General features: G+C 62.0%; 13 protein-coding genes. 4 read left to right on the forward strand and 9 right to left on the reverse strand.

Annotation, left to right across the window (positions count from 1 at the left end):
• Positions 1 to 4 precede the first annotated feature (4 nt).
• The 3 genes from ABMA32_RS05650 to ABMA32_RS05660 are packed head-to-tail and all read right to left on the reverse strand — an operon-like array spanning position 5 to position 2,719.
• Positions 5 to 1,237: an NAD(P)/FAD-dependent oxidoreductase gene (locus tag ABMA32_RS05650; protein ID WP_349012737.1), complete on the reverse strand. Its 1,233-nt coding sequence runs from the start codon at positions 1,235 to 1,237 to the stop codon at positions 5 to 7.
• Between the two features lie 4 nt (positions 1,238 to 1,241).
• Positions 1,242 to 1,556: a MocE family 2Fe-2S type ferredoxin gene (locus tag ABMA32_RS05655; protein ID WP_349012738.1), complete on the reverse strand. Its 315-nt coding sequence runs from the start codon at positions 1,554 to 1,556 to the stop codon at positions 1,242 to 1,244.
• A 53-nt stretch (positions 1,557 to 1,609) separates the two neighbouring features.
• Entirely contained in the window at positions 1,610 to 2,719 is a 1,110-nt protein-coding gene (locus tag ABMA32_RS05660; RefSeq protein WP_349012739.1) for a fatty acid desaturase family protein, read from the reverse strand.
• A 171-nt stretch (positions 2,720 to 2,890) separates the two neighbouring features.
• Here ABMA32_RS05660 and ABMA32_RS05665 point away from each other — a divergent pair, with 171 nt between their 5' ends.
• The 4 genes from ABMA32_RS05665 (at position 2,891) to ABMA32_RS05680 (ending at position 6,318) form a co-directional block, all read left to right on the forward strand.
• A complete protein-coding gene (locus ABMA32_RS05665; protein WP_349012740.1) occupies positions 2,891 to 3,922 on the forward strand; it encodes a LacI family DNA-binding transcriptional regulator in 1,032 nt (343 codons plus the stop codon).
• A gap of 399 nt (positions 3,923 to 4,321) precedes the next feature.
• A complete protein-coding gene (locus tag ABMA32_RS05670; protein ID WP_349012741.1) occupies positions 4,322 to 4,900 on the forward strand; it encodes an HdeD family acid-resistance protein in 579 nt (192 codons plus the stop codon).
• A gap of 80 nt (positions 4,901 to 4,980) precedes the next feature.
• Positions 4,981 to 5,211: a LapA family protein gene (locus ABMA32_RS05675; protein WP_349012742.1), complete on the forward strand. Its 231-nt coding sequence runs from the start codon at positions 4,981 to 4,983 to the stop codon at positions 5,209 to 5,211.
• 27 nt (positions 5,212 to 5,238) lie between these two features.
• Positions 5,239 to 6,318 carry a patatin-like phospholipase family protein gene (locus tag ABMA32_RS05680; RefSeq protein ID WP_349012743.1) on the forward strand — a complete coding sequence of 360 codons (1,080 nt, stop codon included), beginning with the start codon at positions 5,239 to 5,241 and terminating at the stop codon, positions 6,316 to 6,318.
• Between the two features lie 31 nt (positions 6,319 to 6,349).
• On the opposite strand, the gene ABMA32_RS05685 is transcribed toward ABMA32_RS05680, so the two are convergent.
• From ABMA32_RS05685 to ABMA32_RS05710, 6 genes are all read right to left on the reverse strand, one after another.
• Positions 6,350 to 7,357: a GntR family transcriptional regulator gene (locus ABMA32_RS05685; protein WP_349012744.1), complete on the reverse strand. Its 1,008-nt coding sequence runs from the start codon at positions 7,355 to 7,357 to the stop codon at positions 6,350 to 6,352.
• A gap of 37 nt (positions 7,358 to 7,394) precedes the next feature.
• Complete coding sequence (locus tag ABMA32_RS05690; RefSeq protein ID WP_349012745.1) at positions 7,395 to 8,918, reverse strand: sugar ABC transporter ATP-binding protein; 1,524 nt, start codon at positions 8,916 to 8,918, stop codon at positions 7,395 to 7,397.
• Positions 8,918 to 9,874, reverse strand: coding sequence for an ABC transporter permease (locus tag ABMA32_RS05695; protein ID WP_349012747.1), 957 nt, complete (start codon positions 9,872 to 9,874; stop codon positions 8,918 to 8,920). Before ABMA32_RS05695 ends, ABMA32_RS05690 begins: the two co-directional genes overlap by 1 nt.
• Positions 9,871 to 10,917: an ABC transporter permease gene (locus ABMA32_RS05700; RefSeq protein WP_349012748.1), complete on the reverse strand. Its 1,047-nt coding sequence runs from the start codon at positions 10,915 to 10,917 to the stop codon at positions 9,871 to 9,873. Before ABMA32_RS05700 ends, ABMA32_RS05695 begins: the two co-directional genes overlap by 4 nt.
• Positions 10,918 to 10,997: 80 nt before the next feature.
• Entirely contained in the window at positions 10,998 to 12,047 is a 1,050-nt protein-coding gene (locus tag ABMA32_RS05705) for a sugar ABC transporter substrate-binding protein (protein ID WP_349012749.1), read from the reverse strand.
• 136 nt (positions 12,048 to 12,183) lie between these two features.
• Positions 12,184 to 13,788: a trimethylamine methyltransferase family protein gene (locus tag ABMA32_RS05710; protein WP_349012750.1), complete on the reverse strand. Its 1,605-nt coding sequence runs from the start codon at positions 13,786 to 13,788 to the stop codon at positions 12,184 to 12,186.
• Positions 13,789 to 13,936 lie beyond the last annotated feature (148 nt).

Genomic DNA, 13,936 nt, shown 5'->3' on the forward strand with positions numbered 1-13,936 from the left:
TCCCTCAAGCGGCAAGCAGTGATTTCAGTTTGATTTCAGCGTCCGCCAGTTTGTCGGCGACAGGCCTGGCACCACGCGCGATCAGCATTTCGGCAAGCCGGATATCGCGCGCCACGGCGTTGCCGCGCCCGATGCCACTCGCGGCAACCAGCCTGCCATCGTCGGCAAGATGGAACAGGATGAACGCGCCATCACCCATGTCGCGGCGTACGGTCGTTCTTCCCTCGTCAGCGAGACCTGCGATCTGGATCGTAAGGTCATACTGATCCGACCAGAACCATGGCACCGAAGCATGCGCGGCGTGGCGGCCAAGCATGTTACCGGCGGCAAGCGTTCCCTGCTCCTGAGCGTTGCGCCATGCTTCCAGCCTGACGCGTCGTCCAGCGTAGATCGACAGCGGGAAGGAACAGCAGTCGCCGGCCGCGAAGATGTCCGGATCGTTCGTCCGGAGCGTCTCGTCGACGCAGATGCCGTTATCCACTGCGAGCACGGCGCGTTCGGCCAGCTCGACATTCGGGATCGCACCAATGCCGATCACGCACAGATCGGCCTGCAGCGTCGAACCATCGCCGAGGCGCACTTCGACGCCGGCGGCCTTATCATCGATCGCGGCGATGGTTGCTCCAAAGCGGATGTCCACGCCGTTCCTGAGATGGGCGTCGGCGAGGACGGCCGCAATCTCCTCAGGCACCGCGCGCGAGAGCAGGCGCGGCATAGCTTCCAGAATGGTCACTTCGCAGCCGCGACCACGGGCGGAGGCAGCCAGTTCGAGGCCGATGAAGCCTCCACCGATGATGATGACGCGCGAACCGGGCTTGAGCCGGGCAGCGATTGGGCCCGCATCGTCATGCGTGCGTAGGTAGAGGCAATGCCGAGACTTTTCAGCGAGCGGCAACAGTCGCGGACGCGCACCGGTCGCCAGCAGCAGCATCTCATAGGGTATAGTCGTGCCGTCGCCCAGGCGCAGCGACTTTTCGGCGCGCTCGATGGAGACAACTTCTGCCGAAAGCATCAGGCGGATCGCGGCGCTCTCGTAGCGTGATGCTTCCGCTATGGTCTTGATGCCTGGCGCGTCAGCGGACATCCCGTCTTTCGAAAGCGGAGGCCGTTCGTAGGGCAGGTGACGCTCTGCGCCGATCAGCGTGATGCAGCCGGCGTAGCCCTCCTCGCGCAGGGCAAAGGCGGCGCGAGCACCACATTCACCCGCGCCGACGATGACCGCGCCACGGTCGCCCATCGGTTCAGTCCAGCTGAATCATGACCATGCCGGCTTCTACTTTCACCGGATAGGTCTTGAGGTTTACGCAGACCGGCGCGCCTTTCGCTGCGCCCGTCTTGTAGTTGAAGCGGCCGTTGTGCTTGGGACACTCGATGATATCGTCCATCACCAGCCCGTCGGCGAGATGCACCTTCTCGTGTGTGCAGAGGCCGTCGGTGGCGAAATACTCGTCATCCGGTGAGCGGTATATCGCAAACGTACGGCCGTCATGATCGAAGCGGATAACGTCCTCCTCGTCCACGTCGTCGGCTGCGCAGGCTTCTATCCAGTTTGACATGTGGGTCTTCCATCTGGCTCACCGGACAGGCTCAGGCCGACCGTTGGCTGGTATCAGGGCCTACTCGGCAGCGGGAACGATGATATGTGGAACTCCTCCTTGTACGGCTTGGCCGTCGCGGGAAGCTCGCGCTTCAGGTAAAAATCCTCATAGCGCAATTGCCTGAGAACGACAGGCCATACCTCCCTATAGGCATGCCACATGGAAGGATTGGGCGCAGGCAGGTCGTGCTTGATCAGTTCGTGCAGCCTGGGCAACGCGTGATAGGGCACCATCGGAAACATGTGGTGTTCCACATGGTAGTTCATGTTCCAGTAGATCCATCGGCTGATCGGATTGATGTAGACGGTGCGGGTATTCAGCCGGTGGTCGGTGACATTGTCGGCGAGGCCGATGTGCTGCAGAAGCCCGGTCAGCACCATGTGCCAAGTGCCATAGAGGCGCGCACCGCCAATCAGCATCAGCGGCAGCAACGACCATGTGTAGAAAGCAAGGGCGACGGTCGCGACGTAGATCGCGACGTGCCAGCGCGCCGCCGCGATGGCCTTGTGCCACTCCGTCTCGGGAATATAGCTCTTCTCGTCGTCTGAGAGCTTCCCCGCGGCCTGCCTGAACAGGATCGGAAGCAGATAGCGGAAGTCGAGTAAGCCGGTGAAGCTAAGCGCTGCACGCAGAAGATCGGGCGGACGCATCACGGCGATTTCGGCATCGCGCCCGACGATGATCGTATCTGTATGATGCCGTGCATGACTCCAGCGCCATTGCACTGGATTTCGCATCTGCATGAAAGACGCGATCTCGTACACCACATCGTTCATCCAGCGTGTCCGGAACGCGGTTCCATGGCCGCATTCATGCCAGCGCGAGTCACTGGAAGACGCGTAAAGAACGCCATAGACGGCAAAGAACGGCACGCACCACCACGTGCCCCAGAAATGGATGGCGCCGGCAGCTGAGCCGAGTATCAGGGCAATCCAGAGGACGGTGTCGCGGATCGCAGGGCCATCGGAGCGCTGCATCAGCTCCTTCATCGTCTTGCGGGGAATGTCGGTATGATACCATTCGGCGGACGCGAGGCCGGTCTCGATAGCCCTCTTCGTGCTTTCTCCGACGAGGCTGTAGTCCCTCTTCGGCTTGCCGACATTCCCGTCAATAGTGCTCATGTGTCTTTCTTCCTCGACGGCGAGACGGTTGGGAAACCGCTCCTCCGGGTCCGCCACATCTTGCCAGACTTATACCTTCCGTGAGATATGGCCTCAATATTTTTGAGGTAGAATCTATCATTTCTATCAAGGACGCGTCGGCGCAGGCCGATACAGGAGAGTCCGGACCAAATGGCGAATCGTCCGACGATCGAACTGGTGGCCAAGGCGGCGGGTGTGAGCGTCGCGACCGTCGACCGCGTACTCAACGCGCGGGCGCATGTGAGGCCGAAGACAGCCAAGCGTGTCCACGAGGCGGCGCTGGAAGTCGGATATCACGCCTCGGGCCTCATAGGCCGCAGACTTTTGGAGGAACTGCCCGAATACAGACTAGGCTTCCTGCTGCTAGACACCGGACAAGATTTCTACGTCAATTTCACGCGATATCTGGCCGAGGCGGTCGCCGAGGCAACAGACTTCCGTGGCATCCCCGCATTCGAGCATGCAAGCCCCCGGGACCCGGAACAGATAGCCGACAGGCTCACCGCGCTGGCCGATCGCAGCATGGCGGTTGCGGTAGTGGCTACCGAACATCCCGCGGTCAACGCCGCCATCGCGCGCTGCATGGAACGGGGCGTTCCCGTGTTCGCGCTGCTCTCCGACGTCGCGGCCGGCACCCGGCAAGCCTATGTCGGCGTGCACAACGGCAAGGTCGGCCGGACGGCGGCTTGGATGATCGCAAACTCGGCGCCTCGGCCAGGAAAGATCGCGCTGTTCATCGGCAGCCATCGCTTCCAGGGCCAGGAGGCACGGGAGATGGGGTTCAGGGCCTACTTCCGCGAGGAGGCGCCCCGGTTTTCTATCCTGGATACTCTGGTCAATTTCGAGGATTCCGAGTTTACGCGCGACGCGCTTCTCGAACTCGCGGAAAAACACTCCGATCTCGTCGGCTGCTACATGGCAGGCGGAGGCATGGAGGGCGCGATCGAGGCGGTCCACAGCATGGCATCCGAACGCAGGCCCGTTGTCGTCTGCAACGAGTTGACCCCACTTTCGCGCGCCGCTTTGGCCGACAAGTCGATCACCATGGTGATCGACACGCCGATCCAGGCGATCAGCCGCGAGGTCGTACGGCTGATGGCGCAGAGCCTGTCGGCGAAAGCGTCGGCGCGCGTCTCCGACGCTTACCTGCCGTTCGGCATCTATCTGCCCGAAAGCGTCTAGCCGGGCGCCGGTCACCGGGAGACGATTCAACGTCCGCATCGGTCCAGAGTTTGACGGTGGTCATGATACTTCTCCCTTCACCTAGATGAGGCGGTGACGATCTCTCGGTTTTTTACAGGTCTCCCATCTCTAAGGACAGAGTGCAAAACGCGTCGCGCCTTTCCACTGTGCGGTCTTTGATCTTAATCATGTTTCTTGAAAACGGCTCGTGCTATGTGGGAATACTCTTCAGTCGCGGGAACGCCGGGACTAGGAGTGCAATCTCTACACGCAGTGCCATCGGCTGGCTCAGAGATCGGGTTGTGTTTATTGCAGCCGAGCCATGTTACGATGACGGCTTGTCAAGGTTTGGCTATAGTTTACTCTACGCAATACTAAATCCAAGGAAGGGGCTATATCATGTCGCACTCTGCTGAAGGGCTGAATCCCTCGGCTGGCTCGGAGGAGCTCGCGCCGCTGCGGGTCAAGTGGGGGTGGATCGTTGCACTGGGCATCGTCTACCTGATCGCCGGCATCATGGCGTTGGGCAGCGTGGTTATGGCGACGGTCGTCAGCGTGTTTTTTGTTGGCATCATGATGATCGTCGCGGGGGCGGGCGAAGTTATCGGTGCATTCCAGGTCAAGAGCTGGGGCAAGTTCGCCCTATGGGTTCTTCTTGGCCTTCTCTATGTCGTCGCGGGCATTGTGACGCTCCAGAATCCGATTCTCGCAGCGGCCGTTCTGACATTCGTTCTCGGCGCTGCACTGGTCGCTTCCGGTATCGTCAAGATCGTGCTTGCCTTCAGTGTGAACCGCGAACAGTCGTGGGTATGGGTGGTGCTGTCCGGTGCTGTCACGCTGATCCTCGGCCTGATGATCCTCGCACGCTGGCCTGTGTCGAGCATCTACATCCTGGGCATATTCCTCGGTGTCGATCTTGTCGTCGCTGGCATTGGCTGGATCAGCCTCGGTCTCGGCCTGAAGCGCGCGAAGGCCTGAACGGACTTGAGATCGCTGGCGGAGGTGACCCCTCCGCCGGTTTTCCAATTATAGATACTTCGTAGCATGGAGGCGGAAGCATGCGCTGGGTTTACATTGCGACAGTCGTTATTTTCACGCTGGCTATCCTGATATTCATGGCTCAGAATTTCGAGATCGTCACAATGAACTTCCTCGGCTTCAGCGCTCGCGTGCCGCTTGCTGTGCTGGCTGTCATATTCTATGTCGCCGGAGCGCTGTCCGGAGGCGGCCTTTTTGCGTTGCTGCGCGACTCTTTCCAGAAGTCAAAGTTCGACAAGTTTATTCAATAGATCACGGGGAGGGTCCTGTGGGGTCGAATGGCGAAGGCAGCATCCCGCCCAGTTGCGAAACCGCGATCACCAGTCTCGGGCGATGATGCCTCGCGGCCGGTCGTACCGGTCGATCTTGCCCTTCAGGGCGGAGGGTCGCATGGTGCGTTCACGTGGGGCGTGCTCGATCGTCTGCTCGAAGAATCCTGGATAGAGATTTCCGCTGTTTCGGGAACCTCCGCCGGCGCAATGAACGCTGCGGTGCTTGCGGATGGGTGGGCGCATGGCGGCGCCGAGGGCGCGCGCATGGCACTCGATGTCTACTGGCGTCGGGTTTCGAAGGCTGCGGCCTTCAGCCCGTTGCAGCGCTCTCCGCTCGACCGCCTGCTGGGACGATGGACGCTCGATACCTCGCCCGCATACATCGCCATGGACATGATGTCGCGGCTGGCGTCGCCCTACGACCTCAATCCGCTCGGCTTCAACCCGCTGACCGCCATCCTTGAAGACGGCATTGATTTCGACAGGCTGGTCCGGTCGCCGGTCAAGCTGTTCATAACCGCGACCAACGTTCGCACCGGCCGAGGCCGCATCTTCCGCAACAGCGAGATTACCCCCGACGTACTCCTCGCGTCGGCATGTCTCCCCACGATGTTCCAGGCGGTCGAGATCGATGGCGAGCCCTACTGGGATGGCGGTTTCGCAGGCAATCCGACGATAACGCCACTGGTACGCGAGACCGATGCACAGGACACGATCCTTGTCCAGATCAACCCGCGCGAGCGAGCGCAGACACCGCGTACCGCCGCCGAAATCCTGAACCGGCTGAACGAGATTTCGTTCAACTCGCCGCTGATGAAGGAATTGCGGATGATCGCGCTGCTGCGCCAGGTGGCGGACCCTGGCAACGGCGAAGGGGCGCGTTGGGCGCGGATGCGAACGCACCGCATCATGACGGACAAGCTGGCCGAGTTCGGCGCTTCCTCCAAGTTGAATGCCGAGTGGGAATTCCTGTCGATGCTCAAGGAAGAGGGCCGCAGCAGCGCCGACGATTTCCTGAAAGAGCATGGCGCCAAGATCGGACATAGCTCAACTGCGGATCTGGATATCCTGCTTGCGGAGTGCTGAGCGGTCAGGTTGCCCATCGAACCGTGCACTATCACTGAATCGGCGTGAGATATTTCGGCAGCGAACCCGCCGGTGGCGGCCTGAGATGGAGTAGCAGGCCGACCTGCGAACCGAGGGAGCGGCGCAGGTGTGCTTCAAGCGCCGAGGCGGCCTTGCGGTACCGCCCGTGAAGCAGGTGCTCCAGAATCTCCAGGTGCTCGGATATCATCTTTGATATCTCGCCCTGAGTCTGATCGATCGCGAAGGTCGAATGTGTGGCGATGACAGGAAGCTGACTGCGCCGGATCGTCTCGCGAAGCTGTTGGTTAGGGCAGCGGCGCAAGACGATATCCACATGCAGATCGCCCTCCAGCCGCTCCAGAATAGTCGGCGGCGGGGGTGCGGCGGCGGCCTCCTTGGCGAGACCTATTTTCTTCTCGATCTCGGCTTTCTCAAGACTTCCGGCGACCTGGCTGAGGACCGCCGGCTCGAGCAGCCAGCGAACCTCGTAATGTTCGCGCAGCAGCTTTTCGTCGAGCGGGCCGGCATACCAGCGCCGGTTGGAATCGCGTGATATCAGACCGCTTCGCTCCAGCCTCGTCAGCACCTCGTGGGCGACGGTCCGGCTGACGCCGTAATGTTCAGCCAGCGCGCTTTCGTTGACCAGGAACCGGCCGTAGGGAAGGCTTGCAGCGATCTCGTGTTCGACCTGCGGGTGGATCAGCCTGTGCCGGCTGCGTGTTGCGAACGTGGCGGCAATCTCGGCCGGCAGGACAAGGCCGGCGTCGGCGAGATCGAGCCGCAACGGCTCGCCCCCGGGAACGATGTAGCCGCGACCTTCAAACTCCGTGATAGCACCCTCGCCATGCAGCCGTCTCAGCGCTGCAGCCGCGGGCACGCGGCTTGCGCCGAAAGCGCGTGCAACGCTCGTCTCTCCGAGAACGAGACCGGGAGGGAAGGCGGCCTCGGACATATGCCGCCGCAGCACGCCATAAATGACTTCGTAGAGCGGAGAAATCGCGCCGTGCCGGCTTTCCGTGGTCGACCGTGAAGCTGTCACGTCAAAAATCGCCCGTGCATGCGCGTTCCGGCAATGCTCAGCCGGTCGCCGCTGTCGAGCGCTCCTCCTCCACCGCATGAATCCGATTCATGATGGCATTGCTCACTGTCTCGTAGCGGCGATCGTTCGCGACTTCACCTACAAGACGCATGTCGTGCATGACGAGGATGCGGTCGGCCAGCGACACCATTTCCGGCATGTCGCTGGAGATGAGCAGCACCGACGTGCCGCCGGCCGCGATCTCGTGGATCAGTTCGTGGAGATAGGCCTTGGTCTTGATGTCGATGCCGACAGTCGGCTCATCGATGATCAGGATTTCGACATTGGCGGCCAGCCATTTAGCGACACTCACCTTCTGCTGGTTGCCGCCCGACAGATTGCCAACCTTCTGCTCGACGGACGGCGCGCGTATCTCCAGCCGTTGGACATAAGGCATCACCGCATCCAGCTCGGCGGACGGCCGTATAAGGCCGAGCGCACCGGCGAGACGTCGCCATATCGTCACAGCGATATTCTCGCGGATCGTATGGGTAAGGATAAGCCCTTCGTTCTTTCGGTCTTCGCTGATGTAGCCGATGCGGAACTGGTTCAGCGCCTGATGCACGTTGCGAATATCGGCGGCCTTTCCTTTGACGAGCACTTCGCCTCCGGTGACCGGCGCCGCCCCGACGATGGCGCGCGCCAATTCGCTGCGGCCTGCACCCACGAGACCGTAGAGACCGAGGATTTCTCCGCGTTTCAACAAGAAAGAGATGTCGCGGTGGCCGAACGAAGTCTTCAATCCTCTCGCTTCAAGCACGGTCCCGGTCTCGACGGTCCGCTGTGGCTTGTTGACGATATGCTCTTCGCGCCCGACCATCAGCGAGATGAGCTTCTGGCGTGTCATGGTGCTCATGGGTTCGCCGAGCGCCGCATTTTTGCCGTCGCGCAGGACGGTCACGCGATCGGCAATTGCGAAGACCTCCTCCAGCTTATGGCTGACGAATACGATGGACGCTCCCTCGTCGCGTAGGCGCTTCAAGAGCGTAAAAAGAGCTTCCGTCTCATGCTCGGTGATGGAAGCCGTCGGCTCGTCCATCAGCAGGCACTTCGTTTCAAGCGACAGCGCCTTGGCAATCTCGACGATCTGCATCTGCGCCACCGAAAGTGAGCGCACTTCGGTATGCGTATCGATGCCGCGATCAAGAAGGTCCAGGTACCGTCGCGCCTCGTTGTGAATGGCGTCCTTGTCGAGCAGGCCGTTGCGCGTCGGCAGCCTCTCCAGAAGTATGTTCTCGCCGACCGAAAAGCGCGGGATCAGGTTGCGTTCCTGATGCACCGCGCCGATGCCGGCGGCGATCGCGTCGCGCGGCGACTGGAAGGACACTTCCTGCCCGTCGATCGTCACGCGCCCGTCATCCGGCCGGTAGAGGCCGGTGATGATCTTGATCAGCGTCGACTTGCCGGCGCCGTTCTCGCCCATCAGCGCGTGGATTTCGCCGGGCCTCAGTTCGAACGATACCTTGTCCAGCGCCTGGACGCCGGGAAATGCCTTGCTGACGCTTTCGATGGAGAGTTGCATCAGTCCGTCCCCGTCTTGACCGCGCGCCAGCGGTTCAGCCAGACGGCTGCGAGAATAAGCGCGCCGAGAACGAACTGGACCCAGTAGGGGTCGACCTTGGCCAGCACCATGCCGTTTTCGATCAGCGCGATCAGAATGACGGCGAGTGTGGTGCCGAGCACCGAGACGTGACCGCCGGTCAGCGCGGCGCCGCCGATGATTGGAGCCGCGAAGGAGAGCAGCAGCCAGTCCGAGCCTATCGTCGGTTGCGCGGAGCCCAACTGCGCGACCGCAAGAATGGCCGCGCATGCGGCCAGTGTGCCCGAAAGTGTGTGCGCCAGGATCGTGATCCTGCCGCGCGAGATACCCGATAGTTCGGCCGCATGCGGGTTGCCGCCGACCGCGAGCAGGTGACGCCCCGGCACGGTGCGAGACAGGAAGAGGCCGAGTAGGACGGTGGCGATGATCGGCGCGATCATGAGATAGGGAAAGGCGAAGAAACGATCCGACCCGAACGCGACCAGGCCCGGCGGCATGTTGTAGAACGGGATCGACTGCGTGATGCCCAGATTGATGCCGGTGAATGCGGATGCAGTCGCCAGCGTGATGATGAAGCCGTTGATGCCGGTACGCTCGGTCAGCACGCCGTTCAGGAGGCCGCACAGCGCCCCGATGGCGATCGCCGCAGGGATGGCCAGGATCATCGGCACCCCGAGCTTTTCCATCATGCCGCCAGCTAGCACCGCAACGAGCCCACCCAGCGCACCGACTGAGATGTTCATCTGCCCGACTGCCAGCGTGACCATCTGGGCAAAGCCGACCAGCAGCGCCACGCAGAAGCTGCGCAGCATGACGTAGATGTTGAACTCGGTGAGAAAGGCGGGCGACAGCCAGGCGAGCAGCGCAGAGCCAAGGATGATAGCAGCCAGGATACCTGACCACTCCACCATCAGGAAACGACGAAGCAAGCTGTTCATCGGCGTCCCAGCGACCTGCGTTCGAGGAAGACCCCGCGATAGCGGTCGGCCATGACGGCGGCGAGCAGGATGAGCCCAAGGAAAAGTTGCAGCCAGAAGTTCCCCACCTGCAGCACGAGCAGCCCGCTGCGGATGGTGGTCACCAGGGCAGCGCCGATCATGGTGCCGATTACGGCCACCGACCCGCCGGCAAGAAGCGTTCCGCCAAGCACCGGCCCTAGGAAGGAGGGCAGCAGCCAGTCCTCGCCGCCGACGGACGGCATCGCCGCGCCCAGCCGCGCCACGAGCATGATGCCGGCGGTCGCGGCGAGCAGGCCAGAGAGCGTGTGGCTGATAATGATGACGCGCCCGACCGGCACGCCCGACATCTCGGCGGCGCGCGGATTGGCGCCGGCCGCGAGGATCTGCCGTCCGAGCAGCGTGTGCCGGTACAGCACGTAGAGCGCCGCGCCGATGGCGATCGCGATGAAGATAAGCGGCGAGACGTAGCCCCAAAGGCGCATGCGGCCGAACTGGCCGATCTCGGGAGGGAGCGTATTGTAGGGGACTGCCTTGCTCAGGATAAGCATCGCCCCGAGGAAGAGGCTGGCGCTGGCCAACGTGATGATGAAGGCGTTCACGCCGGTCTTGACGATCGCGAAGCCGTTGAGCCAACCGAGCGCGCCACCGAGCAGCAGCCCGCCTGCCAGCGCGACCGGGATCGGCACGCCGGCGTCCTGCAACAGAAAGCCCGTCAGCATGACGGCGCAGACCCCGATCGATCCGACCGCGAGGTTCATGCCGCCTGTTGCGAGCACCACCATCTGGGAGAAGCCGATAACGATATCGACCGCCAGCGAACGCCCGATCCCGAAAAGATTGATGGGCGAGGTAAAACCGGGCGCCAGCGTCGAGAAGATCACCCATAGCAGCGCGACGATGGCAAACAACCCGATCTGGGCCGACGCACCGGCGAAAAATCCTCGTCGCGGTCGTTCGGTGCTGATGGTCTCGTCGGTCATATGACTCTGGCGATAGGAGAGATTGGCAGGCGCATCCGCCATGAAGGCGAATGCTGGCCGAAACAGTGTCCGAGCGCAGCCTCCTCCCGGATTCGGGAGAAGGCGGTTGCCCTATGCATGGCCTATTGGCAGGTCAGGTACTTGTCCTTGAAGGACGACTGGATGTCGGTCGTGACCTTCTTCAGGTCGTCCTTGTAGGTCGTCAGATTGTCGGCGTTGATAACCAGCGTGCCGGAATCGATGAAGCGCTTCGTCTGGGGCGTTTCGATCCAGGTGGCGTCTTCCTTGATCGTGCAGCCGCCGCCGGCGAGAAGATCGAGCACATAAGCGCCGATGTAGCCCTGGCCATAGGGGTTCTGCGCCATCGTGCCGGCAACGAAACCGTCCTTGATGGCTTCGAGCACGATCGGATCGTCATCGATGCCGATGAACTTGATGCGCTTGTCGCCGAGCGTGCGCAGCGACTTCGATGCGACCACCGACGGGATGTAGCCGGTTGCGATCATGCCGCCGATCTCGTCCTTCTGGGCTGCGAGCAGAGCATTGATCTTCTGGTCGGCGGCCTCCTGCGCATCCGTATCGGCGACCGTCTGCAGCAGCGTCACTTCGCCGTTGGTCTCGCCGACGGCGGTCTCGACGGCCTTGACGCGCAGCGTCGTGTTGGGATCGACCAGCAGGCCGGCCAGATGTACGATTGCGCCCTTGCCGCCCATCGCCTTGATCAGTTCCTTGGTGCCGAGATAGGCCGAGTTATAGACGTCGGTGCCAAGGCAGAAGGCAGCGTCGGTCGGGTCCTGCGCGCAGCCGGCGAGCGCGGCGGACGGAATGCTGGAATCCTTCAGTTCGGTCATCGTCGAATTGATGCCGACGGCGTCACCGGGGAAAATACCGAAAGCCGTGTAGCCCTGTGCCGCGAGGCTCTCGACGAGTTCGGTCTGGAGGTTGAGTTTCCATTCCTGCGGCACCTTGAAGTCAACTGCGGCGATTCCGAAGTCCTTCTGCGCATCCGCAGCCGCCTGCTCCCAAGGCGCGAAATAGGGATGCGGTCCACCAGGGATCAGCGCAATCTTGTTGTCGGAAGCCTGGGCGAGGCCGACGACGCCGAACGACGCCAGTCCTGCCAGAATTGAAGACGCGGCAAGGCCGCGAATTGCATGGCTAAACAGTTTCATGAATTCCTCCCTGGCGAGCACCACGACGAGGCTCGCATGAGAGAAATGCTAACTGAAACGCATATCGCATGCAATGTACGTTTTAACGCTACCCTAACGTCCGCCAGCATGCGCCGAGAGGTGCGGAACGCGGCGGCTACAGACCCATACCGTTGCGGTGCAGATGAATGAGATCGCCGAAGCGAGAGCGCAACTGGTCATCGGTCGCCCGCGACACGTGGCGAGGGAAGCGTTCCGAGAGGATTCTCTTCTTTTCGGCGATAGCGCGACCGAGGATGTCCGGCTTGCCCTTCTCGTTCCACTCCTTGGGCGAGAAACGGTCGCCGACTGCCGGATAGAAATATTCGGTCTGCATCAGCCGCAGCGTCTGGTCGTTGCCGAGATAGTGGCCGGGGCCATTCAGGCAGACCTCGGCGATTGTCTCCAGAGAAAGCGCCGCGTCGGTCACCTCGATGCCGCGCACGCAACGCTGGCACATGCCCAGCATGTCGTTGTCAATGATCAGGCTTTCGAGGCAGAAGCCGAGCAGCGAGGCGTGCATGCCGGCAGATTCATAGACGAGATTGAGGCCCGAAAGGCCCGCCATCACATTGGTGATGCCCTTCTCAAAACCCGACTGGATATCCGGCAGCTTGGAGTCGGCCATGCCGGCAGCCGAGCCGCCCGGAAGGTCATAGAACTGGGCCATCTGAGCGCAGGCGGATGTAAGAAGCGCCTGTTCGGCCGAACCGCCCGACATCGCACCGGTGCGCAGGTCGGAGACGAAGGGCCAAGTGCCGAAAATTGCCGGGTGGCCGGGCTTGATCGCATTGACATAGACGAGACCGGCGAGAACTTCCGCCACTGCCTGCACCACAGCGCCGGCAATCGCTGCGGGTGCGGTCGCACCGGCCTGTCCGGCGGACAGAAGCAGGATCGGGATGCCGCCTTCGACGCAGGCTTCCAGCACGCCGCAGGCATCCTCCGCGAACTTCATCGGCGGCACGACGAAGCAGTTGGAGTTTGAAACGAAGGGCCGCGCCCGGAAATTTTCCTCGCCGCCGGCGATAGCGTATAGCATCTCCAGCGCGGGGGCGACGTTCTCGCGCACGGTAAAGGACGTGCCGACATGCTTCGACGTCCCCGTCACGCAGGCGTAGAGCGTGTTGAAGTCCATTTCGAGCGGATCGGGTATGTCGCGCGGCACCATCGGCCGCTGGAAGAAGTGGATGTTGTCCATGGCATCGACGATGCGCGCGGCGTCGTAGATGTCCTGCAGCAGCGACTCCCGGTATTCGCGCTTCTCGACATCGACAAGATGCACGGCCGCGCCCGCCGTGCCGTAATGCACGCGCTTGCCCCGGATTAGCATGTCGTGCTTCGGGTCCTGACCGTGCAGCGTGAAGTTGCGCGCTGCATTCCTGATCGTGTGCTCGACAAGAGCGCGCGGGAACCGGATGCGACCATCCTCGCTGTGTGTCGCGCCGACCCGCGTCAGCGCCTCGATGCAGGACGGGATTGCATTGGCGAAGCCGACGGTCTCCAGAAGCGTGAGGACAGCTTCATGGATGCGCCCGAGATCTGCTTCCGACAGCGACTGATATTTGCCGCCTTCAAGGCCGGCGCGGATCGGACGGACATCGTCGGCCAGCGGCGCCGAACGCAGGGCGCGCCTGGCTTCCCGTCCACCTGAGCGACGTGAGCCACGTTCAACTGATGTGTCTGTCTTATCGATATCCTGACTTTCGAGTGCAACCGACATGCCGACTTCCCCATGAATGAGCCGAGTGCCGCTTGGTCCAACCCTCCGCTACCGGAGCGAGGTCATGATCCAGCTTCGCGGCGAACTATGCAACGGGTTGGTCCAGTACGTAGGGCCAGAAAGTGAGGCCGGATAGGCCAGACGGGTC

The sequence above is a fragment of the Mesorhizobium quangtriensis genome, from assembly GCF_040081925.1.
Lineage (GTDB): Bacteria > Pseudomonadota > Alphaproteobacteria > Rhizobiales > Rhizobiaceae > Mesorhizobium_K > Mesorhizobium_K quangtriensis.